The sequence below is a fragment of the Natronococcus sp. A-GB7 genome, from assembly GCF_029688865.1.
Taxonomy (GTDB): domain Archaea; phylum Halobacteriota; class Halobacteria; order Halobacteriales; family Natrialbaceae; genus Natronococcus.
This window is the reverse complement of sequence record NZ_JARUKV010000023.1, coordinates 37124-58495: the sequence shown is the minus strand read 5'-3', so window position 1 is coordinate 58495 and position 21372 is coordinate 37124. Positions and strand designations below refer to the sequence as shown.

Genomic DNA, 21372 nt, shown 5'->3' with positions numbered 1-21372 from the left:
AGATACATGGCGTTATTCACAAGTTCACCACCGAAGAGTGCGACGGGAGGGAAACTTAGCTTTCAACTGTCATTAGCCCACTACAGTCACAGCCAGCCGTCGGGTAGTTCATCGGCGTGGTTCTGCATTAACTCCAGCAGTGGTTGAATCTCGTCGAAGTTTGGCCCCTTCCGTATCGAGTTTGTGTCCCGCTCCCACTCGATGAATCCTGACACTTCCAGTTTCGGAAGGTGCGTATGCGTCATGTGAATCCGAAGCGTTTCCAAGTCCTCATCTGCGAGTTCACTGTCCGAAGGCGTTTTTGGGTCCTCGGCGTCCTGCGGATTGTGTTCTAGCAGCGCGACGAGCACGCGACGACGATACTGGTTTTCTAAGACATTTAAAACGGTGTCCATCGACGGCGGTGAATGTCTCTTTTCGGTCATCATTATCTGGAGACCTCCTTGTTACGTTCCTCAGCTCTCACGGTACCGGCGGTCGCAAGCGATGAGCCATCCGATGCGACCCATGCTGTAAGTGCATCGACCGAGATCGGTTCGTCTTGCTTCAGGAGCTGGAAAAATATTCGTCGGTTGTTCCGGTGACTCAGAACGCTGAGCACTCCCGATAGTCCCGCTGGCACGTTCGCGCCGGGAGACGGCTCCCCTGATTCGTGTTCGCCAGAACTACGCACCTCCTGGTTGCAGGTCATACCCCCAATCGGGGGGACACCAATGAAAGAATAGTCTCGAAAAAATGCGCCAGCACCCGAGATTACGTCGCACTATTGCGAACGCCTATCTGTCGCAATCCGTGCTCTCCCTACTAAACGCTCCTTCAACCCCCCAATCACCAATATACAAGGAACACGTCGAGATGATACGTGAATAAAAAAGAGAGTACAGAAGGCAATAATGGGATGAATAGCGACTTGTATTCAACTACGCGTCTGGGTCGGGATCGAACACCATCGCCAGGAGTTTGCGTTCGCCCCCTCTGAGGTGATAGTTGAACGTCGATTGCGAGAGGTCCAGCTCGTCTGAGAGTCTCTTGCCCGTTTGGACGCGAGGTGATTCGAAGTATCCACTCCGGTAGGCCAGTTGGAGTATCTCTTGTTGACGGGGGGTGAGGTGCTGCTCGAATGTGGTTTGGAGCTGCTGTTCCGTGTCGGGTAGCCTGGCTCGAGACTTGCGAGCGAGCAGATCGAGATCGGGAACGTGACGCTTCACACCCTCGATGAACTCACGGACGTCGGCTGCCTCCTGCAACTCTACGACGGCAGTAGCCGTCCCCGCATCGATGGTTAGCGAGCGGATCGTCGCACCCTGTTCGAGGAATTTGCTGGCTAGCGTCGAGTTAGCCAACCGTGCTTTGAATTGGGAACCGGTATCCTGTTGAGGTAAAGGAAATACTTCCTTGATGACGAGTGATTGCTCACTGGCAGCCATGACCTCGTCGGGAGACACGTCATTCGCAGTGAAGAACACAGTCATGTCCCCGTCGTCTCTCGGAACCGCTCCCTCAAACTCGATCACACAGTCGGTCTCCAGGGAGAGCCGAACGAGTGGCATTTCTGCCATCGTTTGGAGTGTGAGTTCGACGACGCTGTCGGTTTGCTGAGTCACTCTGGTTTCGACCGCATGAATCGCGTGGGCGATCGTCTCCCCGAGTTCCGAGAGGACGTCCACGTTCCGTTCGTCGGGTTGTGGCGTCCTGCCGTACACAACCAAGACACCGTAGATAGACTCGTCATACACGAGTGGAATGCAAATACACGACCGCGCGCCAGCTTCCAGCGCGGCTTCGCGCCACGGCGACGCCCGTGGATCTGTTGCGGTGTCAGCGACGACTTGAACCTCGCCTGTCCGAACTGCGGCGGTGACCTGGCTCTCACACCATACAGACTCCTCGCTCGTAGTGAGTTGTTCCAGAGCGGTTCCATCAATCCCCGCCCACTCCCGAGCGGCAACCGTGTCGCCGGGGTCGAACTCGCCGATCCAGGCGAACTCGAACAGGGCGGACTCGGCCAGGCGCTCGCAAACGGCCTCATCGATAGATTCGACCGTCTCCGCTCGGACGAGTGCTTGATCAATCTCCCTGATCAACATGTTGAGCCGATCAACCCGGGCTAACTCCGCGTTCTGCTGTTTTAACTTCGCTTCGCCATCGGCACGGTCCCAGGCGGTCTCGACCGTGGTGGCGACCGTCTCTACGAGGTCAACTAACCTATCGTCGAACGTGTCGGACTGCGTTGAGCCGACACAAATGACGCCATGTCTCCCCAATGGGGCGAGCACATGACTCTGCAGTGGTGACGCCCCCGCCTCGCTCTCACTACTCTCGACGTCGTTTTCGATGTCCACATCATCACTGACGAACGTCTGCCAGACCCGCTCGGAAAGATGAGCGGGTAGGTGAACTGTATCAGGGTCGATGTTGGGGCTCGTTTGACTGGCGTATTCGTTAAGCTCGCCGATCGTCTCGTCGTAATGCCAAAGCCCGGAGTACTCGACGTTGAGGACCGACTGGGCGATGTCGACGGTTCGGAGCTTTATTTCTTCGGGATCAGCGTCGATCAGTTCCTGGGTTGCGACGTTGAGCCGTTCGAGCGCCGCCTCGTTCTCACGAAAGCGTTCTTCGGCGCGCTTGCGCTCGGTGACGTCGCGCGAGAGCGCGAGGACGTACCCCCGTTCTAGCTGATCCAGTTCGATGGACGACACGTTGACTTCAACCGGGAACGTGGAGCCGTCTTTCCGCCGGTGCGTCCCGTCAAAGGTCGTGTGCCCATCGTCTTTGAGGTTCGTCACGAATGCCTGGTAGTCCTCCATCGTGGGAAGTTCGGTGTCGATGTCGGCTACCGTGAGATCCAGTAGTTCCTCACGAGGGTAGCCGAGCTGTCGGGTGGCGGTATCGTTGACGTCGAGGATTTCTCCGGTCCTGGGGTCTTCGACGAAGACGGCATCGGTGGAATAGTCAAATAACGTGCGGAACAGTGCGTGATCACGTTCGCGCTTCCGGTCCTCAGTTATGTCGCGGAAGTAGATTGATAGACCCGAGGCGGACGGATAGACGTGAACCTCGAACCAGCCGTCGAGTGGCGGGTAGTACTCCTCAAAAGAGGTGGGCTCCTGGGCCGAAACCACCTCACGGTATCGCTCCTCGAACGTCGTTCCGAGCGCCGGCTCGAACACGTCCCAGAAGTTCCTGCTGACCAGTCCCTCGCCGTCGAAGCCAATCAGTTCCTTCCCGCGGTCGTTGATGTATGTGATGGTCCAATCAGCATCTATTCCGATGAAGCCGTCCGTGATGCGGTCGAACGTCTCTTTGAGTTTCTTCTCCCTTTCGTAGAGCTGTTGCTTCGCGTTTACTTTCGTAATTGCCGCTGCCAGTACGTTAGCGATGCTCTGAACGAAGTTCACGTCGTGGTCGGTGAACTCGCGGCGCTCGGTTGTGTGTGCTCCGAGGACACCCCATGGTTCCTCGACAGAGCCAATGATAACGCTGATGCCACTGACGACATCGTGGCTGGTGAGCAACTCAGGCCCGGAAAACCGTTCATCGGTCCGAAGGTCGTCTACGATGACCGGTTTCTCAGAGAGCAGCGTGTAACCCGCCTGAGAGTCTACACCCGTCGGCACCGTTGTGTCACCAACGAGACTATCGCGCCAGCCGACACCCTGTCGAAGGAACATTTCATCCCCGCCAAGGAGTAATTCCAGCAACTTGGCGTAGTCACTATCAAGTGTCTCGGCGATAGCAACCGTAGCTTCGTGCATCAACCGTTCGAGATCGTTGGTTTCGAGCGCTTGCTGGCCGAGTTCGGCGGCAACTTCCTGCTGCCGGACTCTGTTTTGCAATTCGGTATTCTGTCCGACAGGCGAATCCATGCTGGAGTTTGTAAGGCAGGAGGAAGGGAAAAGGGTCCGCCATTCTTTCATGGTATGGCTAGATAAAATAATGGATGTTTCTAACAAGCGCCACTGTGTCTGCCAGTATATGAATTCACTGCCCCTCGAATCACTACTACAGCCGTGAAACAAACGATGCAGTCGTGCTGAACTCATCCTCTATATTCCTCACGCGAGTTTTGACGGCTATCAGTGAGGTCGATTGCTTCTCTATTACCTGCTTGACCTGTACATAGCTGATTAGTTTCGATCACAGGATTGCCCGCTTAACCAACGTCGGGTACAATAGAGGGTCTCCGTTGGTTAACTGCACGTGGTGGTAGGTCGGAGATAGAACGACGATCCAGATACTACGGAGTTGTGTGAGAAAGTGGCTGCTGCTCGAGTGATGACCCCATCTGTACGGCCCGGTTGCCTTTGGTGAATTCTGTCGCTGTGAGTGCAGCTGCTAATCGCATCCATGGGCCGACCATTGGATGCTCGAGTAATCGTTCCGGATCTGGTGGCCAGAACAGTACACTCTCAAGCGGATCATTAGGATTGCCGTAGCGATTGGGTGAAAGAATCGTTCCGAGAAGTGAAATCCACGGAATTGATTGTGGCCATCGAACTCGCTGGTGGAGAGTTTTGCGGTGAAATCCTCGAGGTCGGCTACATACCCTCGGTCACGGAGTTCGTCACGAGGCAGAAATGTTAGGGCTGCGACTGGAACGAGACCGATCGGGACTGAATCGGCTGCTTTTCAACGTAGCGGGGTACCAAACGTAGCTACCCGGGTCTGTCGCGGTTGATTTCGGCAAGCGACGGCGAACGCTGGACGCCACAGCTCCCGCTCGAGAAGGGTTCGAAAGGAAACGGATTGACGATTACGGTCTGCCCGGAGAGTTCAAAATGTTCGAACGATGATCGGTCGTCTACGTCTTAGTGCTTTGTCTTTTCCTTCTCGTCTTTCTTCTCCTTTCCGTCTTTTCGGTCCTTCTTTTCGTTCTTCTTGTCTTTGCCGTTCTTCTTCTCCTTCTTTCCGTCTTTCTCTTCGCCATCGCCCTCGCCGACCGCGCGCGCCTCGGTCCGTTGGACGTTCTCATTGGCCTGGTAGTTCAACTGTTCGGCCGTCGCTTTGCCGCAGTCGGCGGCGAAGGCGATCGCGGTGAACTGCTCGTTGACGTTCAGCTGGCTGACGAACTGGAGCTGATCGATCTCGGCGGCGGCCGTCTGCTCGTCGGTATCGCCGTTCTCGTAGGCCAGCGCCCAGGATTTGTCGCCGTTCGCGTCGGTGCCATGGAGCACCGCGGACCCACTGCAGTGGCCGTCCGAGACGTTCAGCGCCTCAGCGGAGGCGACCTGCGCGTTGAAATTGCCTTGGTAGCTCACCTGGCGGGCCGTCGCGTCGCTCTTTTTCGTCGCGAGGGCGATCGCCGCGTGCTGCAGGCTGATGTTCTCCTGTCCGACGCTTTGGACCTGCGTGATGTCGGCCAACGTGTCCTGGCCATTTGCCTGCTTGCTCCCGTCGTCAGTGCGCTTCACCGCGTCTTTCGGGAGCTCGCCGGTCATCTCGGCGCGGTCGATGAGGTCGCGGGTGTACATCCTGTCGAAATTGATCGCCGTCGCGTCGGCGAGCTTACGTTGTGAGAGCCGGCTCTCAGCGGTGAGCAGGGTGTGAACGATTCGGCCGACCGTCGGTGGGTGATCAGTGAGCAACTGCTTGGGTTCGAGCGTTCCCAGCGCATAGCGGAGCCCGTCCGGCCGAAACTCTCGGCGTTCGTCTTTGGTAGCGAGTTGCTGTAGTGCTCGAGCAGCGGTGTACGGTGAGCCGGTTAACGCCTGAAGCAGTGAGATGATGTCTCGAGTCGGTCGCAAGTTCTTGGCTTGGAGGATCTTCGACTTCGCCTTGTTGGCATTCTTTGCGAGATCCGTCCGGGTCTGCTCGTTCTTCTCGACGAAATCCTCGAGGTTGTCGATCCATTCGGACTGTGATCCAACACGACGTTTGAGTGTCTCAGTCTCGAGGCCCTCGTGGAATAACTCCCCTCCCATACCATAATAAAGATTAAGTATTTGTGCAAAGGATCCCTTTACGATGCAAACAAGATCGAACGATAACCTGATCAATAGGTCGCGGATATCGGTCGATTTACCCCTTCAAGACGATCGATTATTCAAGGGGGGTGCCACAGACGATATCCTCGTCTTTTTAATGCGCCACCGCGACGAATCGTTCTCGATGACGAACATCTCTGAGGCGGTCGACTACACGCGGCCGACAATCACCAAGACCGTCGACGTCCTCTCCAACAACGACCTCGTCGTCGAAGAACGCGACGGTTCGCGTCGCATGGTGCAAATCAACCGCGACCGGCTGACCCTACCGGATGACCCCTACCTCGAAATCCCGCAGTCGGAGTTCCACGCGCCGGTGAAGGCGGCGATGGAGGCGTTACTGAACGAACTCGACGGCGTCCTCGCCGTCGTCCTATATGGGAGCGTCGCTCGCGGTGAGGCTGACCGTCGCAGCGACATTGACCTCTGGGTGTTGGTGCGCGAGGACAGGATGGGCAACCAGCGGCGGGCGAACCGCGTAAGACAATCCCTTGAAGAGGACGCGTTCGACGGTGAACGCTACGCCTTCGAGATCGACGTCGAGGGCCTGCAAGCCATTCCAAACTACGCAGACGAACTTCGAGAAATCCTCCGTGACGGCATCGCCATCCATCGAACTAACGAGTTCGACACCGTCCGAAAGATGGTTCTGCACGGTGATGCCGATGAGTGATCCGAACGCCGTCAGGGAGGCGCTCGACGTGGCCGTCGATGCCTTCAACGAAGAGGGCCATGGCGTCCCGATACGAGAACCGGAAATCGATACGGACGCTGACTGGAAGACACAGCTTACCAAAGGGTGCCGTCTCGTCGCCGTCGTCGACGAAATCGAGGGCGATGGCTACTACACTGCCGTCGTCGAGTTGTGCTTCGGCATTATCGAGCGGTCGTTGGAGGCATTCGCCATTGCAGAGGGTAGTGACGAGCTGCGTGACTTCCAGACGGACTCACACGGCCGCTGCTACGATCAGGCGGCGCGATTCGGTCTCTTCACGCGGGAGTTGACGCGTGAACTCAAGGACCTGTACGGCAACAATCGGACGGACAGCTACTACGGCGGCCGCCATCCAACGAAACGGCAGGCCGAAGCGATGCGTCGATTGGCTGGCGAAATCCACCGACACGTCACCGACCAGATCCGTGAAGGCGGCGTCTGTGACTGCGGCCGGTGATCGAGCGAGCGGAACACTGACTTCCGGAACTGTGGAGACTGCCTCTCCGCGGCTTCTTTCAAGAGCGACTACGCCGGTAGTAGATTGGGGATCGAACGAGACTCGTTGTTACGGAGTCGTGTGAGAAAGTGGCTGCTGCTCGAGCGAAGAGCCCATCTGAACGGCCCGGTTGTCCTCGGTGAATTTTGTCGCTGTGAGTGTAGCTGCTAGTCGCATCCAGGAGCCGACCGTTGGATGGTCGAGTAATCGCGATGGACTCGGTGGCCAAAACAGCGCACCTCCAAGCAGGTCGTCGGGATCACCGTAGCGGTCAGGCGGAAGAATCGTCCCGAGCAGTGCATCAGCTGCGTCGAGGAGCGTCTGACTCTCCTCGAGAACGGTCGGAACAACGGGATCGTGTCGCTCAGTGGCACTCTGGAACGACAACGCTAGTTGATATCCGCTCTCGTCGACACGGATGAGATCGAGTGCCTCGAGTCGGTTGCGATAGTTCCGGACCGTCCGTGTCGAGACGTCTGCTCGATCAGCAAGCTCTCGTTGTGAGAGTCGACTCTCAGCGGTGAGAAGTGTTTGAACGATTCGGCCAACTGTCGCCGGGAGATCGGAGAGTAGCTGCTCAGGCTTGAGTGTTCCCAGCGCATAGCGGAGTTCGTCCGGTCGAAGCTCTCGGCATTCGTCTTCGTCGGCGAGTTGTTGCAGTGCTTGAGCAGCGGCGTACGGCGAACTGGTCAATGCGTGAAGCAACGAAACGATATCTCGAGTCGGTCGGAGGTTCTTGGCTTGGAGAATTCGTGCCGCAGTCGTCGCGTAGGCCGTCCGGCCGACCGTCGAAAGGGAAACGTGGACCGCGAACTCAGGAGCGTCCTCAGCGAGTGCTGTTGGCGTCTCAAGCGAGTGCTTGAGCCGGGGGCACAATGCACGTCTTCCACGCGAACGGCCAGAGAACCAATGACTAGAGTTCCGGCTACGATCAGATCTCTCCTACTGCTGAGATCGGAAAGCGTTATATGTAGTATAACGCGTTACATGAGGCATAATAATGGATATCAAACTGCGGCTACCGCTACCAGAGGAACAGATTTTCAGATACAAAGCAATGGATGATATCCTTGAGCTCACCGCTCAGAATCCATCTACTGAGTTTGGAAACCGTGACCTCCAAGAGATGACTGGATTCGGCGGTCCTAGTGTTTCGAAGGCTCTTTCGTTACTTGAATCAATGGATCTAGTGATTAGACGCGATAGTGGCAACAAAACCTTCTATCGAATCAACGAACAGCGCCTCCAAGCAGTTGATGACCCGTTTCTCGAAATCCCGCAGAAAGAATTCCGAGAACCGCTTCGGAGATTTATAGACAGAACTAACGAGACGATCGCATCTGTCGCTGGGATTGTTTGCTTTGGGAGCGTAGCGCGCGGAGAGGCCGATCGTGTGAGTGATATTGATCTTTTTGTACTCGTTGACGATGATACTGAGCTAGTGACTGCTCGACGAACGATTTCTGATATTATGAGAGAACTCGAGTCGGAACCGATCGAAGGACAGCGGTACGAATTTGAGGTGTTCGTTGAATCTCCCGAGAGCGCTCGCAGGCGAGGCGAAGATCTCCAGCCGATCTTTCAAAAGGGAATCATCCTCGAAGAGAGTGCGATACTGCATGAGGTGAAACGGGATCTCTTTGGAGGGGAAAACGAATGACTTCAAAGGAACTGGAAACGGCGCTTGCTGATGCAGAGGACGCTTTCCAGAGAAAGCCCACCAATCCTGAGGTCGGACTCGAGCACGTCTCCGATGCAGCGGTTCTCCAGTTGCGAAAAGCATGTCGCCTCCTCGATGCTGCAGGCTTCTTGCTCGATCGAAACGGCCATTTCACGGTCATCATCGAGGCCTGCTTCGTCTCCATCGAGCGTTCGATTCAATTCTATGTTGAAGAAAAGGGATACGACGTAGCCGGGCAGCGCCATACTGAGGTCTACGACTTGGGTGTCCAAGCAGGACTCTTCTCGCAAGATATCGCTGATCGACTTGAGGCACTCTGGCTCGAGAATCGGTCGGAGTCGTATTATCGAACCGGTGTTGCTGGTGAATACCGTGCTCGAATGATCTACAGACTTGGCAGACAGCTCCATAACGAGATCGTTCAACTGACTCGGACACAAGACTGTATCTGCGAGTGATTTTTGAGGGGACTCTTTGCATCGCTTTCGAATCGGTCGTGGACAAACTACAGACAACGAACGGTGTTGGAGAGCGATCGCTGTTTGATCAGCACCCCTATCCTGATTGCTTGCTTGTCTTCGGGACAATTTGTCGCTGAGAGTACAGCGGCTAGTCGCATCCATAGGCCGGCCGTCGAATGCTTGAGTAATCGTAACGGGTTCGGTGGCCAAAACAGTACACTCCCAAGCGGATCATCAGGATCACCGTAACGATCTGGTGAGAGCAGCGTCTCGAGGAGTGCGTCAGCTGCATTGAGGAACGTTTCGATCTCCCCAAGGACAGCCGGAACAACGGGATCGCGGCGTTCGGTGGCAGTCTGGAACGACAATGCCAGCCGATACCCGTTTTCGCCGACACGGATGAGATCGAGCGCCTCGAGACGATCGCGATAGTTTCGGATCGTTCGTGCTAAGACGTCCGCTCGGTCAGCAGGCTCACGTTGTGAGAGCCGGCTTTCGGCTGTGAGGAGTGTCCGAACGATTCGACCAACTGCTGGCGGAAGATCAGAGAGCAACTGCTCAGGCTCGAGCGTTCCCAGTGCATAGCGGAGTTCATCCGGTCGAAGCTCTCGGCGATCGTCTTTGCCGGCGAATTGTTGGGGTGCTTGAGCAGCGGCGTACGGCGAACTGGTCAATGCGTGAAGCAACGAAACAGTCTCTCGAGTCAGTCGCAGGTTCTTGGCCTGGAGGATTCGCGTCGCAGCTGCTGCATAGGCTGTCCGGTCGACTGTTGAAAGTGAAACACGGACTGCAAATTCGGGAGCGTCCTCAGCGAGCGCTGCTGGCGTCTCGAGCGATCGCTCGAGTTTCGGGCGGAGTCGATTGACATCGTCTCCGAAATCCGATACCAGCCAATCGGTGAATACCGACTGATCGAAGATCCTCGAGAGGTAGACCAGTAACTTTGAATGCGGAAAGACACTCGTAGACACTCTCATCAAGCAATCTAACACTGGATACGCTAAACTAGACGATGCTGAATATCGCCTTATGCAGCCGTAGCCTAATGTCCACCCATTCACTCCTCCTTACGGACAAACCGGTGTATGGCTCGTATCCGACCTACATTCGGTACTGAATTGTCTGAAACCTCGAGTTCGAACGGTCTCGTCGCCACCGCAGTCGGTGCCGGCGGCGTCGCGGGCGTCTCAATGTGGATCGTGCTGATCTTCATCATCCTCGCGGTGATCGCGCTCCTGTTGTGAGGACGGCTCGGGCGACCCCTCGCGGAGCCGACCCTACCGGCGGCCACGGCTTCGCTCCCGACGGCCGGGGTCGGGATCGCGGCTCACGACCGGCAGTAGCCGTCGCCTACCGCGGCCCGTGGCCGACCCTGGTAACCTGCCCTGAATTTTCTTTTTGCTACCCAACTGTGAACTTAGGCAGCGACTGTGGTGGCGGAAATCATCGATAAGTATTATTTACTCGATTGGTGGCAGATATTGCTGGTCGTTACCATGACAATGCAACCCATCGATGAGTACGTAACGGTCGGACAGCGACGCGACCTGGCTGCCGCGCTCGAGGTCGACGTCGAGCGGGCGGAGGTGGTAACGTGGGATCGTCTCGCTGGCCGCATCGAGACGGAGCCCGATCCGACCCTCGCCTCGACGGGGGAGGCGATCCGGGACGGGCTCGAGGAGGAACTCGACGGGGCGCTCGTCGCGGACGTCCTCGCGAACCTCGAGGACGCGATCGACCGCCTCCCGACGGTTCGCGACGGTGGAGTTCCCAAGGGACCGGAAGGACCCTATACGGCCGTCGCCAAACCCGGATGGCGCCTCTACGAGCATCTCCTCGAGGTCGGCCTTTTCGAGCGCCTCGACGAGACGCTGCCGCGGTTTGAGTCGGACACTATCGAGGGGATGACGCGAGCACTGGTCGGCACCGAGGAACTCTCTGATGTCCTCGCGGATGTCGGTTTCGACGAAACCGAGCGGACGGCACTGCTCGCCGCGGTCGCGACCAACAACAACCGGCTCGCCCGCTGGGTGCCGGCCAACCAGATCCCAGACGGTGTCGAGTTCGACACGAGTATCGTTCCGCCGCTGTACCAGCGCACGATGGGAGGGGCGTTGCTGTGGATCCGCGGCCTCGATCGCCACCTCTGGCAGTACGAACCGCTCGTCACGGAGCCAATCCTCGACGACGCAGTCTGGTACGTAAAGGCACTGCTGGGTTCGATCTACGCGGCGGCGACCGCCGTCGCCGACCTCGCGACGAGTCGTTCGTTCGCCGATGAAACGGTGACGGGGGCATTTATGGGTACCGCCGCGATCCAGATCATCTGTCAAGAGGACCTGATGCGGGACGTCTTCTACATCACCGACGAGATGCGCGCGCCCAGCGAACTGAGGTGAACACGAATGGCACTACGCAACGACAGGGCCGTCGAGGCCGCACGGGAGATCGAACTCACCGAGATCGAGGACGGCTACACGCTGACGAATCTGCCCGACGAGTCAGTGACCGAACAGCACGACACGGACCGAATCCCCGAACTCGACGTCGACCAGGAGATGCTGAGCGAAACGAGCGAGAATCCCGAATCCTGGCTGATGTACGGTGGTGGCTACGAGCAGCAGCGAAACACCACCGCCGACGTCATCACCCCCGACAACGTTGACGAGCTTGAGCTCGAGTACGAGCTCTCAGTCGGCACCGGGTCGAGCATGGAGGGGACCCCGATCGTCGTCCCTGGCGATCCGCCGATCATGTACCAGACCAACGGCCCCAACCACGTGAAGGCGATCGACGCCCGCGAGGGGGAGGTTCTCTGGAGCTACACCTACGCCCCGCCGATCGACGTCATCCTCTGTTGTGACGACAACAACCGCGGCGCCGCCGTCTACGGCGACAGGGTGTACGTGACGACGCTCGACGCGGGCGTCGTCGCGCTCGATCGGTACACCGGCGAAGAAGAGTGGTACACCCAGACCGCGGACCACGAGGTCGGCTACTCCGCGACGTGGGCGCCCGTGGTCTACGAAGGGACCGTCTACACGGGCAGCGCGGGCGGCGAGTACGGCGTGCTGGGCTTTCTCGCGGCACTGGACGCCGAGAACGGCGACGAAGTGTGGCACTCCGACACGCTCCCCGAGGACGAGTGGATCGGCGCGAGCCGCGACAACGGCTGCGGGACAAGCTGGATGACGCCGACGATTGACGAGGAACGGGGCCAGCTCTACACCCCGATCGGCAACCCCGGTCCCGACTTCGACGGCACTGTCAGACCGGGGCCGAACTTCCCGACCTGCGGGACGCTCACGATGGATCTCGAGAGCGGCGAGATTCAGTGGGGATTCCAGGAGAGCCCCCACGACGTCTGGGACTACGATTCGGCCGCGCCGCGAGTCCTCGTCCGCGACATCGAGATCGACGGCGAAGAAACCGACGTCGTGATCGGAGCGGGCAAGACCGGCTGGACGTACATGCTCGATCCTGACGAGGGATATCTCTACGAGCGAAGCGAGGAGATCTGCCAACACATCAATATGTGGGGAATGATCTCCCACATTAGCGAGGACGAGTACGTGCCGTTCGTACCTGGCGCGCCGGGCGGAAACGACTGGCAGCCGCCCTCATACAGTCCCGAGACGGGTCTGGCGTACTTCGTGGCTCAGAACTTCCCGCAGGACCTGTACTGGCGCTATGAGACCTACGACGAGGGCGAGCCCTATTGGGGCGGCGGCCTCGAGGACCCCGCGGACGAGATGCCCGACGACTGGAACGGCTACATCACCCACTTCAGCGCGGTCGATCCCTCGACGGGCGAGGTTGTCTGGCAGGATCAGATCGAGAGCGACCACTACATGTGGGGCGGCTCGATGTCGACCTCGACGGGGCTCGTCTTCAATGGCACCCAGAACGGCGAGTTCGTCGCCTACGACGGCGAAAGCGGCGACCGCCTCTGGGAGTACGAGTTCGACGTGCCGATCAGCGCATCGCCGATGAGCTGGTACGACCCCGACGAGGAGCGGCAGTACGTCGCCGTACAGGTCGGCGGCAGCGGCTGGCTCCGACAGGGCCCCCGCGGCGATACCCTCGCCGTGTTCTCGATGGAGGAGTGATTACATCATGTCACAGGAACGCACTACCGACGAACTTTCGCGACGGGGCGTCCTCAAGGGGACGGCCGCGGCCGGAACCGCCGCCGTCGCCGGCTCGACGCCCGGTTACCTCGAACAGCTCGACGAACCGCGCCCGGCGATCCAGAACGATGTCGAGGGTCGAACCTTCATACTCGAGGGGATCGTCAGCGGCTGGATCGGCCTCGAACCCGACGAGATCGACGGGGCGACCGGACCGCCCCTGCGGCTGGTCGAGGGCGTCGAGAACACTGTCGTCTGGATTAACGGTGACGGCGCGAACCACAACTTCATGATCGAGGACGAGGACGGTGACATCCTCGAGGCGACGGAGTTCACCGACGAAGCCGGCGAGTTCGAGGAGCTCACCTTCACCGCGGAGCCGGAAATGGAGGAGTACTACTGCGATCCGCACCCGGCACAGATGCGGGGGCCGGTCGAGCTAATCGATCCCGAGGAGACCCACGAGCTCGAGGTGCTCGTCGAGGACGAGGACGGCGACCCGTTCGAGGCTGAGGTGTACCTCGACGATCGACACACGTTCTCGAACATCGCCTCCCGTCCGGGGCCAGACGAGGACATCGGAATCGCCCGGTTCGACCTGCTCGAGGACGGCGAGTACTCCCTCGAGGTCTGGACGTACGGCCACGAGCGGGTCACTGAGGAGGTAACGATCGACGGCGACGACGAGGAGCTGACGGTCGCGATGTCCCAGCTCGAGACCGAGGATCCCGTCGAAACGTTCGAGCTCGTCCTTGAGGAGGACGCCTGGCGGGGCGTCGAACCCGAGGAGATCGCCGACGAGACCAACCCCACCCTCGAACTCGAGGCCGATGAGACCTACGCGGTCGAGTGGGAGAACGCGATCGGACGGCGACTCGACGAGGGCGAGATGGAACCGGGGGAACAGCTTCCAGGCCATAACTTCGTGGTCGCGGAGGGCGACGACAGCGACGAGTGGAACACCCACGTTCGATCGCCGTTTCTCGACGAGGACGGCGAGAGCCAGACCGTCGAGTTCGTCGCGAAAGAGGAGATGTCGGTCTACCTCGATCAGTCTCAGCTCGAGGCTGTCGGCGAGATAACGGTCTCCGGCGACGGCTCCTGATAGGTCGCGCCGTCGCTTCCCGTCTCGCGGGCGGAGTCGTCACATGTAATTCAGAGTCCAGTGAACCGCCTCGGGGTCAAGCCCCGAGGCACTCGGCCTGCTCCGCCTGTAGAACGAATCTGCGAGCATATCGATAAACGCCTGATCATTCGCTCCCACGATCAGAAAGGTACGTAGTCCGTGAATGCGGCTACTCGTCGCAGAACATCCCTACATCAAATTCAGTTTCCCATCGCGGGCGTTCTGGCCCCGGCATCTCATCAGCATGACCTCGCAGTTCGGTCATCGTCGTCCAGGGATGGCACTGAGTCATCGCTTCAAACCGTTTGAAGAAGCTCAGATGAACCCAGCTATATTCGGCGGGCGGCTCATCAATGTCGTTTTGACGCTCTTTGATGAGATCGGTGAGTTCTCGCTCGTTGATGTCGATGCCTTCCTCTTGCGCGGCTGCCAGCAGTGATGCGATTTCCTTTTTCTTTTTCTCGGCAACTCTCTGCTCATTATCAATATGATCGAAGTCAGCGTAGTATACCGCCAGAGCAGCCTGGATGACGTCTTCTCGTGTCTCCAGACTATCACGGGTAAGGCCAGTATAGTCGCGCGGGAACACGAATGTCTTATTCACGAAGAGTGCTCTAACAACCCCGAGTTCCGGGCTCTCACCACCGCTTTCCTTCTCATAGACACCAGCAATGTAATCTGCTGCCTCACCAAGGAGGTTGATCTTAATGTCGAATTCGGGGACAACCGCGGTGTCCAAGTTGATCGTATCCCCGAGAACGATCGATTCGGCGTTCGTTGGCATGTTGAGGCAGTTAGCGAACTCTCGAAGGCGTCGTCCGTACGCGCCGCGGTAGCTTCCAAGAACCAGGTAGCTACTATTGGCTTGCTCGAACCGGGGGAGTTCTTCGTTCATATAGCGGACGACTTCGTGGTAGTCCCCCTGCGGTGGGGAGCTAATTCCTTCAAAAATACGGTTGACAGCCCGATAGATGGCGTATGAATTGCGTGGAACGCGTGGTCCACTCATACTACTGTCTACAGAAGTGTTCGTCTTAAGCGTTCATGTGCGAGTTGGGAAAGTACCACTTTTGCCAACCTGGTCGTCCCGAACAGTTACGTGAATGGAGACGGAATAGACACGTATGAGTAATAGTACGGGGGGTTCAGGAAATCCGATCGGCGGCAAGACAGACCCATTTGGAGGTGATAACATCATGCCGATCGAGAAACAGCGACGGGCACACCAATTCCTCACGCAGGAAACCCGCTACCACATCATCCAAGCCGTGCTTGGACATCCAACGTACCTAGCGACACTCGACGAGCTCGAATACCTCGTGCCCAAGAATCGCTCCACTATCCGAGAGCATCTTGACCGGCTTGCAGAGAAGCAGGTGATGGCGAAGTACAAATACCGTGGAGATGAGACCGAGCGTAACGAGCCACGGGAGTTCTGGGGGTTCACCAGTTACGGGATTAACCTCTTAGATGAGTACAGCTACCTCCGGTACGTCCCGGTTCTGCGTGCCCTACAGGAAAATCTCTATCTGACTGAGAAAATTGAACGGCATCAGGATGCACCGCGACCAGAACTGCCAGAAGACGTTAGTGAAGCCCTCAAAATCCCAGAAATAGACGACGAAACAGAGGCCATTATTGATGACGCGCTCGCTGTCCGAGAACGCGGTGGCGACCAGCTCTTCGATGCGCCCCCTATTGAACCGGACGAAAACGTCGAGACCGAAGCTGGTGCAGACCGACCTCTCGACGAACTCTTCTAATCTTCTGGCTGCCCGTCGTCTACGACCTGCAACGCGAGACAGTGTTACTCGAGGAACAGGCAGAGAATGAGATCAAGATTCTGCAGGCCGCCGAACTCGAGAACCAGCTAGCACAAGTCCTCAAACGGAAATTCTTAGCCTACTGGTAGTTTGGACGAATATCCTCGAGGAGTTCTTCGACGATTTTCCAGAGAATCAACGACGGAGTCTCGAGGTCAAATGTAATTCCCCATCGATCCGCTTCATCAGCAATTGAGTACTGGAAATGCGCCCGTCCGAGATCGGGATGGTCCTCATCTTGGTGCCAGCCAGCATGAAAATCCGTGTTTGGGTCAATGTAGTTGATACGGAACCAATCGTGTGGGTCCTGTCGATACCATTTAATGGTCAGTTCCGGCGACTCCGGCCCCGTTGGTGGGTGAAGACGGTCCGGATCGAAAATTGCTCGCAACTGCTTAGCCTCGATATCATCCGGAACATACTCAACTCCCATGATCTGTGGGACACGGTCAAGGACATCCCGTTTCAGCTGCGCGTAGAGATTCGCGTTCGGGTCACCGCCAGGGTGGGGGACCGACATCCGTTAGCTGCTGGCCTCAGCAGGTACCGTCGTTGGTTCGAGGAAATCCCATTCGCGAATAGCGAATCCCACGATTTGGATTCGTCGCTGGAGATGTTCCCACTCGCGTGCGATCTCGCGGCGACGGTCTTCTTCGTCGAGATCTAAGGCGTCGTCGGCAAGCGTCCCGCGAAGTTGATTCGGTGAGTCAATGTCGAACTCGTCTTTCCAGTCCCGAATTTGTGCCTTCATTTCGCCGAGACGATCTGTGAGCTCTTCAACAGTGTGTCCGCTGTCTCGCAGCCGCATCGCTTCCTGCATTGCTTGGCGGCGGTAATCGGGGTAGTACGTGGTATGGGTGCCGCTGTCGTCACGGTGGAGGATACTATCGTCGACGAGCCGTTCGAGGACGCGTTTAGTCGGCTCATGTGACCAGCCCGCTTCGGAAGCGATCCAATTTGCTGTCCGTGGCTCCGAAAGTTGCCGGACAACCATCCGAACCCGGTCTTCGCCTGTTGTCTGGCGTTCCATCAGGCTCCCTGAATTCGATTCGTCTCGAGTCATACAATACGTTTCGTGCCCTGTCTTAATATAGGTTGAGGCAATTCGTTCTATATCGAACTCATTCCCATGCTACTTTCGACTTCAGCTGAAGCGATTCTGAGAAACCCAGAGTTCGGTGTTTGCGGCTATCCAGGGGAAACGGCATCACCTGTGGAGCAAGCCGAGAGCGAGATCAAGATTCTGTAGCCGAACTCGAGAACCAACTATAGTAGCCACTGAAAGCGGTCGCACACCCGCTCACGAGAGTACGCCCGGTTGCCGGACGGAACGGCCCGGTCTCTAGACGCTGTCTGTGAGCATGTGGAACTCGTTTCAGTTGTTACTATAGCACAGGTCCTCAAGCGAAGATTGTGGCTCGAAAGTTGCTCCGAGTGGAAAAAGGAGCTATGTACCGTCTGTGAAAACACCCCTCCGACCTGAGTGCTATATTAAATATAGTATTCCACAAACTAAGCACAACCAACTGCCGTATCGATTCTCAAAACCCCTCGAGTCGCATCTCATCGAGAACCGGCTGACACGCCATACACCTGCTCTATCGACTCATCATAGAGTTCGTCAATAGTCGCAATCAGCTCCTCGTTCTCGACCACTAGGTCAACGAACGCTTCCTGCAACGCAGCAACGTACGCATCGAAGAAGTCCTCGTGAGCGTCAACATCGATATCGTACGTTGCCTCGATCATATTCCGCTTGTTGCCCGTAACCTCCGCAGACAAGGGAAGCAGATCATCGATCACAGGCTCGTTCTCGTCAAACGAATCCGCGAACGCATCGATAAACGCCTGATCGTTCGCGCCCATATTTCGGAAGTACACCCTCAGCGTTTGCTTACCAACCGCGAGATCACGATTCCGACCCAATCGGTGACGAAATTCAATCCGAACGTCGTTGCGGTCATCCGGCCGCTCGTAAATCATCCCCTCTAGCTCGTCCGTATGTCGCCACCAGCCGTCCTTGAAGATCATCCCCCAGTCCGAACTGCTCGAGCGAATTATGATTCCAAGCTCAACTTCAGTGGCTCGAGCAGCTGGTGCTTGACCGAGAGGATGAACCACAATCGAAGAGATTGATGGCTCACTAGATGTCATACAGATACTGCTCCAAGGTCTCGAAGAAGTCTCTTCGGACTTTGACCTACAATAGACACAAGGGATCGAGGCTTTCATCGTTCACGTGCTATCGGGCGAGTCGCCGCGTCGTGTCCGCGAACACTCGCGCACCCGCGATCGCGTCGTCCCACTCCGTGAACTCGGCCTCGTTGTGGGTTTTTCCGTCGACGCTGGGAACGAACATCATCCCCGCATCGGTGATGTCGTTCAGGTACGAGGCGTCATGCCCCGCGCCGCCGACCATCTCGACGTGGGACGCGTCTCTCGCCTGAGCGCTCTTGAGGACGGCCTCGCGGACCGACTCCGCGAACTCGGTATGCGGAATCCGCCAGAGCTCCTCGAGCTCGTACGTGGTCCCTTCACGGGCGCAGGCAGCGTCAAGCTCCGCGTCAACGCGGTCGACGAGTTCGGCTACCACGTCGTCGTCGTAACTGCGGACGTCGATGGTGAACTCGACCTTATCCGGGATCACGTTGATCGAGCCCGGCGAGACCTCGAACTCTCCGACCGTCGTGACGACGTCGTTGGCGAGGCGATTCGAGAGTCGACGTACTCCCGAGACGACGTCAGTAGCCGCGACCAGTGCGTCCTGTCGGGCGTGCATCGGCGACGGACCCGCATGGTCGGATTCGCCGCGGATCGTGGCCTCGAGCCACGCCATCCCGAAAATCCCTTCGACGATTCCGATGGAGCGGTCGCGTTCCTCTAGCTTGGGACCCTGTTCAACGTGAAGTTCGAGATAGGCGTGGATTCCCTCGCGAGGTTCGCACGGCTCGGTTCCCCGGTAGCCGATTTCCTCGAGTGCCTCTTCGACGGTCGTTCCGTCGGCATCCGTGGCGGCCAGCGTTTCCTCGACGTCGAACTCGCCGACGAACGTCCCGCTCCCCATCAGCGCAGGTTTGAACCGCGATCCTTCCTCGTTCGTCCAGTTCACTATCTCGATCGGTCGCCGGTGATCGACGTCCGAATCGACGAGCGTTCGCATCGTTTCGAGCGCCGTGAGCACGCCGAGTTGTCCGTCGAACCGGCCGCCGTACGGTTGCGAGTCGAGGTGAGATCCGATCAGGACCGGCTCGGCGTCGGGATCGGTTCCGTCGCGTCGACCGAACACGTTGCCAACCTCGTCGACTCGGACGTCGAGCCCGAGCGCCTCGAGATCGTCGACGAACCGGTCGCGCACCGTCCGATCGGCCTCCGAGAGCGCGAGCCGATGCAACCCATCGTTCGCAGTCGCGCCGATCTCCGAGTACGCCTCGAACGACTCTCGATACCTGTCGGCGTTAATGTCGAGCGTCACACCCTCGGTTTCCCCGTGGCGGGATAGTAGCTCCTCGTACGGTGGCCAGACCATCCGCTATGCCAAATTATTTTTCGGTGTTGTTTCCATGGCGAATACGAGCGAATGCCAGAATCACTTGACTATCTCGCGATCGGAGCGTATCTTGTTGTACTACTTGGCGTCGGCTACTACGGCGCCCGAATGACTAAGACAGAAGAGGACTTCTGGGTCGCCGGGCGGCGACTGCCGCTGTGGATGTACGGCCCGACGATGGCGGCCGTGATCCTCGGCGGCGCCTCGACGATCGGCGGGACCGAACTCGGCTACGAGGACGGGCTCTCGGGGGCGTGGCTGGTCATCTGGATCGGGCTGGGGATCACCGCACTCGGCATCCTGCTCTCGACTCGGCTCTCGGAACTCAGCGCGGTCAGCCTCTCCGAGGCACTCCACGACCGGTTCGGCGAGGGGGCACGGTACGTCAGTGCCGTGATCGTCATCGTCAACTGCCTGTTGCTCGTCGTCACACAAATGACGGCAATCGGTGAAATCCTCCGCATCATCTTCGACGTGAGTTTGCCGCTCGCGATCGTCCTCGGTGGCGGCGTGATCATCGCCTACACCACCGCTGGAGGTATGTGGTCGGTCACTATCACTGACTTCCTCCAGTTTGTCATCATGACCGTCGGCGTGTTCTTCCTGCTGTTACCGCTCGGCCTGTTCGAAGTCGGCGGCTGGCAGGGACTCGAGAACCAACTCGACGCCGGGCACACGTCACCGGTCGGGGTCGGTACGCGAGAGATCTTCACGCTATTCGTCCTCTACTTCTTCGGGATGATCGTCGGCCAGGACATCTGGCAGCGCGTGTTCACCGCCCAAGACGACGCGACCGCCCGCACCGGTACGCTCCTGGCCGGCTTTTACTCGGTCGCTTACGGTATCGTCGCAGCCGTTCTCGGCATGATTGCACTCGTGACACTTGACCTCCAGAACGGCGGCGGAGCGTTTCCGGCGTTGACACTCTCGTTGCTGCCGGCAGGGCTCGCCGGGCTGTTGCTCTCGGCAGCGATCAGCGCGACGATGTCGACTGCCGACAGCAATCTCCTCGCCTCTTCGACGGTGCTGGTCAACGACATCCTCGATCCGGTGCTGGACTACGATGGGGAGGAATCACTCATCCGGTGGACGCGAGTGTTGATCCTCGGATTCGGCGTGGTCGCGATCGCGATCGCCGTACTGATCCAGGACGTGATCAACGCACTCAACATCGCTTACGCGCTGCTTACCGGCGGGCTGTTCGTCCCGGTGCTGGCCGCGTTCTTCTGGCGTCGGGCTACCTCGACCGGCGTCATCGCGGCGATGGGGACGAGCATTGCCGTAATCCTGCTCAGCCTCAACGTCTACGGTCTCGACTCGACCGTCCCTATCTTGTACGGGATTAGCACGAATCTGCTCGTGCTCGTTGGCGTGACTCTCCTCACCAGTGACGGCAACCCCTAGCGTTC

The 21372-nt window shown here is 58.1% G+C and carries 20 protein-coding genes and 1 pseudogene; 11 read left to right on the top strand and 10 right to left on the bottom strand.

Annotated elements, in window-relative coordinates; all coding sequences use genetic code 11:
* Positions 1-86: 86 nt before the first annotated feature.
* Both QA609_RS18475 and QA609_RS18470 read right to left on the bottom strand, forming a co-directional pair.
* Positions 87-428 carry an ArsR family transcriptional regulator gene (locus tag QA609_RS18475; RefSeq protein ID WP_278304092.1) on the bottom strand — a complete coding sequence of 114 codons (342 nt, stop codon included), beginning with the start codon at positions 426-428 and terminating at the stop codon, positions 87-89.
* A gap of 492 nt (positions 429-920) precedes the next feature.
* The gene (locus QA609_RS18470; protein WP_278304091.1) at positions 921-3866 is read right to left on the bottom strand and encodes a GAF domain-containing protein; all 2946 of its coding nucleotides are present in this window, start codon (positions 3864-3866) and stop codon (positions 921-923) included.
* Between the two features lie 652 nt (positions 3867-4518).
* Here QA609_RS18470 and QA609_RS18465 point away from each other — a divergent pair.
* Positions 4519-4584 (top strand): annotated as a pseudogene (locus QA609_RS18465) (DUF5795 family protein); the annotation flags it as partial.
* Positions 4585-4808: 224 nt separating this feature from the next.
* Here QA609_RS18465 and QA609_RS24685 read toward each other — a convergent pair.
* Entirely contained in the window at positions 4809-5996 is a 1188-nt protein-coding gene (locus tag QA609_RS24685) for a hypothetical protein (RefSeq protein ID WP_343233810.1), read from the bottom strand.
* Positions 5997-6081: 85 nt separating this feature from the next.
* Between QA609_RS24685 and QA609_RS18455 the strand changes: the two genes are divergently transcribed.
* Positions 6082-6657, top strand: a complete 576-nt coding sequence (locus tag QA609_RS18455; protein WP_278304090.1) for a nucleotidyltransferase domain-containing protein — start codon at positions 6082-6084, stop codon at positions 6655-6657.
* Positions 6650-7156: a DNA-binding protein gene (locus QA609_RS18450; RefSeq protein WP_278304089.1), complete on the top strand. Its 507-nt coding sequence runs from the start codon at positions 6650-6652 to the stop codon at positions 7154-7156. The genes QA609_RS18455 and QA609_RS18450 overlap by 8 nt, the downstream gene beginning before the upstream one ends.
* Before the next feature lie 108 nt (positions 7157-7264).
* Here QA609_RS18450 and QA609_RS18445 read toward each other — a convergent pair whose 3' ends face one another.
* Positions 7265-8071, bottom strand: a complete 807-nt coding sequence (locus tag QA609_RS18445; protein WP_278304088.1) for a helix-turn-helix domain-containing protein — start codon at positions 8069-8071, stop codon at positions 7265-7267.
* Between the two features lie 124 nt (positions 8072-8195).
* Here QA609_RS18445 and QA609_RS18440 point away from each other — a divergent pair, with 124 nt between their 5' ends.
* Positions 8196-8855, top strand: coding sequence for a nucleotidyltransferase domain-containing protein (locus tag QA609_RS18440; protein ID WP_278304087.1), 660 nt, complete (start codon positions 8196-8198; stop codon positions 8853-8855).
* Positions 8852-9334: a hypothetical protein gene (locus QA609_RS18435; protein ID WP_278304086.1), complete on the top strand. Its 483-nt coding sequence runs from the start codon at positions 8852-8854 to the stop codon at positions 9332-9334. The genes QA609_RS18440 and QA609_RS18435 overlap by 4 nt, the downstream gene beginning before the upstream one ends.
* Positions 9335-9381: 47 nt before the next feature.
* Here the strand turns inward: QA609_RS18435 and QA609_RS18430 are convergent, their stop codons facing one another.
* The gene (locus QA609_RS18430) at positions 9382-10314 is read right to left on the bottom strand and encodes an AsnC family transcriptional regulator (RefSeq protein WP_278304085.1); all 933 of its coding nucleotides are present in this window, start codon (positions 10312-10314) and stop codon (positions 9382-9384) included.
* A 108-nt stretch (positions 10315-10422) separates the two neighbouring features.
* Between QA609_RS18430 and QA609_RS18425 the strand changes: the two genes are divergently transcribed.
* From QA609_RS18425 to QA609_RS18410, 4 genes are all read left to right on the top strand, one after another.
* Complete coding sequence (locus QA609_RS18425; protein WP_278304084.1) at positions 10423-10581, top strand: hypothetical protein; 159 nt, start codon at positions 10423-10425, stop codon at positions 10579-10581.
* Between the two features lie 252 nt (positions 10582-10833).
* A complete protein-coding gene (locus tag QA609_RS18420) occupies positions 10834-11736 on the top strand; it encodes a hypothetical protein (RefSeq protein ID WP_278304083.1) in 903 nt (300 codons plus the stop codon).
* A gap of 6 nt (positions 11737-11742) precedes the next feature.
* Positions 11743-13446, top strand: a complete 1704-nt coding sequence (locus QA609_RS18415) for a PQQ-binding-like beta-propeller repeat protein (protein ID WP_278304082.1) — start codon at positions 11743-11745, stop codon at positions 13444-13446.
* Between the two features lie 7 nt (positions 13447-13453).
* On the top strand, positions 13454-14572 hold the full coding sequence (locus QA609_RS18410) for a plastocyanin/azurin family copper-binding protein (protein WP_278304081.1): 1119 nt from the start codon (positions 13454-13456) through the stop codon (positions 14570-14572).
* A 190-nt stretch (positions 14573-14762) separates the two neighbouring features.
* On the opposite strand, the gene QA609_RS18405 is transcribed toward QA609_RS18410, so the two are convergent.
* Positions 14763-15602 carry a hypothetical protein gene (locus QA609_RS18405; RefSeq protein WP_278304080.1) on the bottom strand — a complete coding sequence of 280 codons (840 nt, stop codon included), beginning with the start codon at positions 15600-15602 and terminating at the stop codon, positions 14763-14765.
* Between the two features lie 115 nt (positions 15603-15717).
* Here QA609_RS18405 and QA609_RS18400 point away from each other — a divergent pair, with 115 nt between their 5' ends.
* The gene (locus QA609_RS18400; RefSeq protein ID WP_278304079.1) at positions 15718-16356 is read left to right on the top strand and encodes a hypothetical protein; all 639 of its coding nucleotides are present in this window, start codon (positions 15718-15720) and stop codon (positions 16354-16356) included.
* Positions 16357-16495: 139 nt separating this feature from the next.
* Here QA609_RS18400 and QA609_RS18395 read toward each other — a convergent pair whose 3' ends face one another.
* The 4 genes from QA609_RS18395 to QA609_RS18380 all read right to left on the bottom strand — a co-directional run bounded on the left by QA609_RS18395 (position 16496) and on the right by QA609_RS18380 (position 19888).
* Entirely contained in the window at positions 16496-16936 is a 441-nt protein-coding gene (locus tag QA609_RS18395) for a hypothetical protein (protein ID WP_278304078.1), read from the bottom strand.
* A gap of 3 nt (positions 16937-16939) precedes the next feature.
* Positions 16940-17479 (bottom strand): hypothetical protein, encoded by a 540-nt coding sequence (locus tag QA609_RS18390; RefSeq protein ID WP_278304077.1) that lies wholly within the window; start codon positions 17477-17479, stop codon positions 16940-16942.
* Positions 17480-17979: 500 nt separating this feature from the next.
* Positions 17980-18447, bottom strand: a complete 468-nt coding sequence (locus tag QA609_RS18385; RefSeq protein WP_278304076.1) for a hypothetical protein — start codon at positions 18445-18447, stop codon at positions 17980-17982.
* Positions 18448-18658: 211 nt separating this feature from the next.
* Positions 18659-19888 (bottom strand): Zn-dependent hydrolase, encoded by a 1230-nt coding sequence (locus QA609_RS18380; protein WP_278304075.1) that lies wholly within the window; start codon positions 19886-19888, stop codon positions 18659-18661.
* A gap of 105 nt (positions 19889-19993) precedes the next feature.
* Here QA609_RS18380 and QA609_RS18375 point away from each other — a divergent pair, with 105 nt between their 5' ends.
* Entirely contained in the window at positions 19994-21367 is a 1374-nt protein-coding gene (locus tag QA609_RS18375; RefSeq protein WP_278304074.1) for a sodium:solute symporter, read from the top strand.
* Positions 21368-21372: the final 5 nt, after the last annotated feature.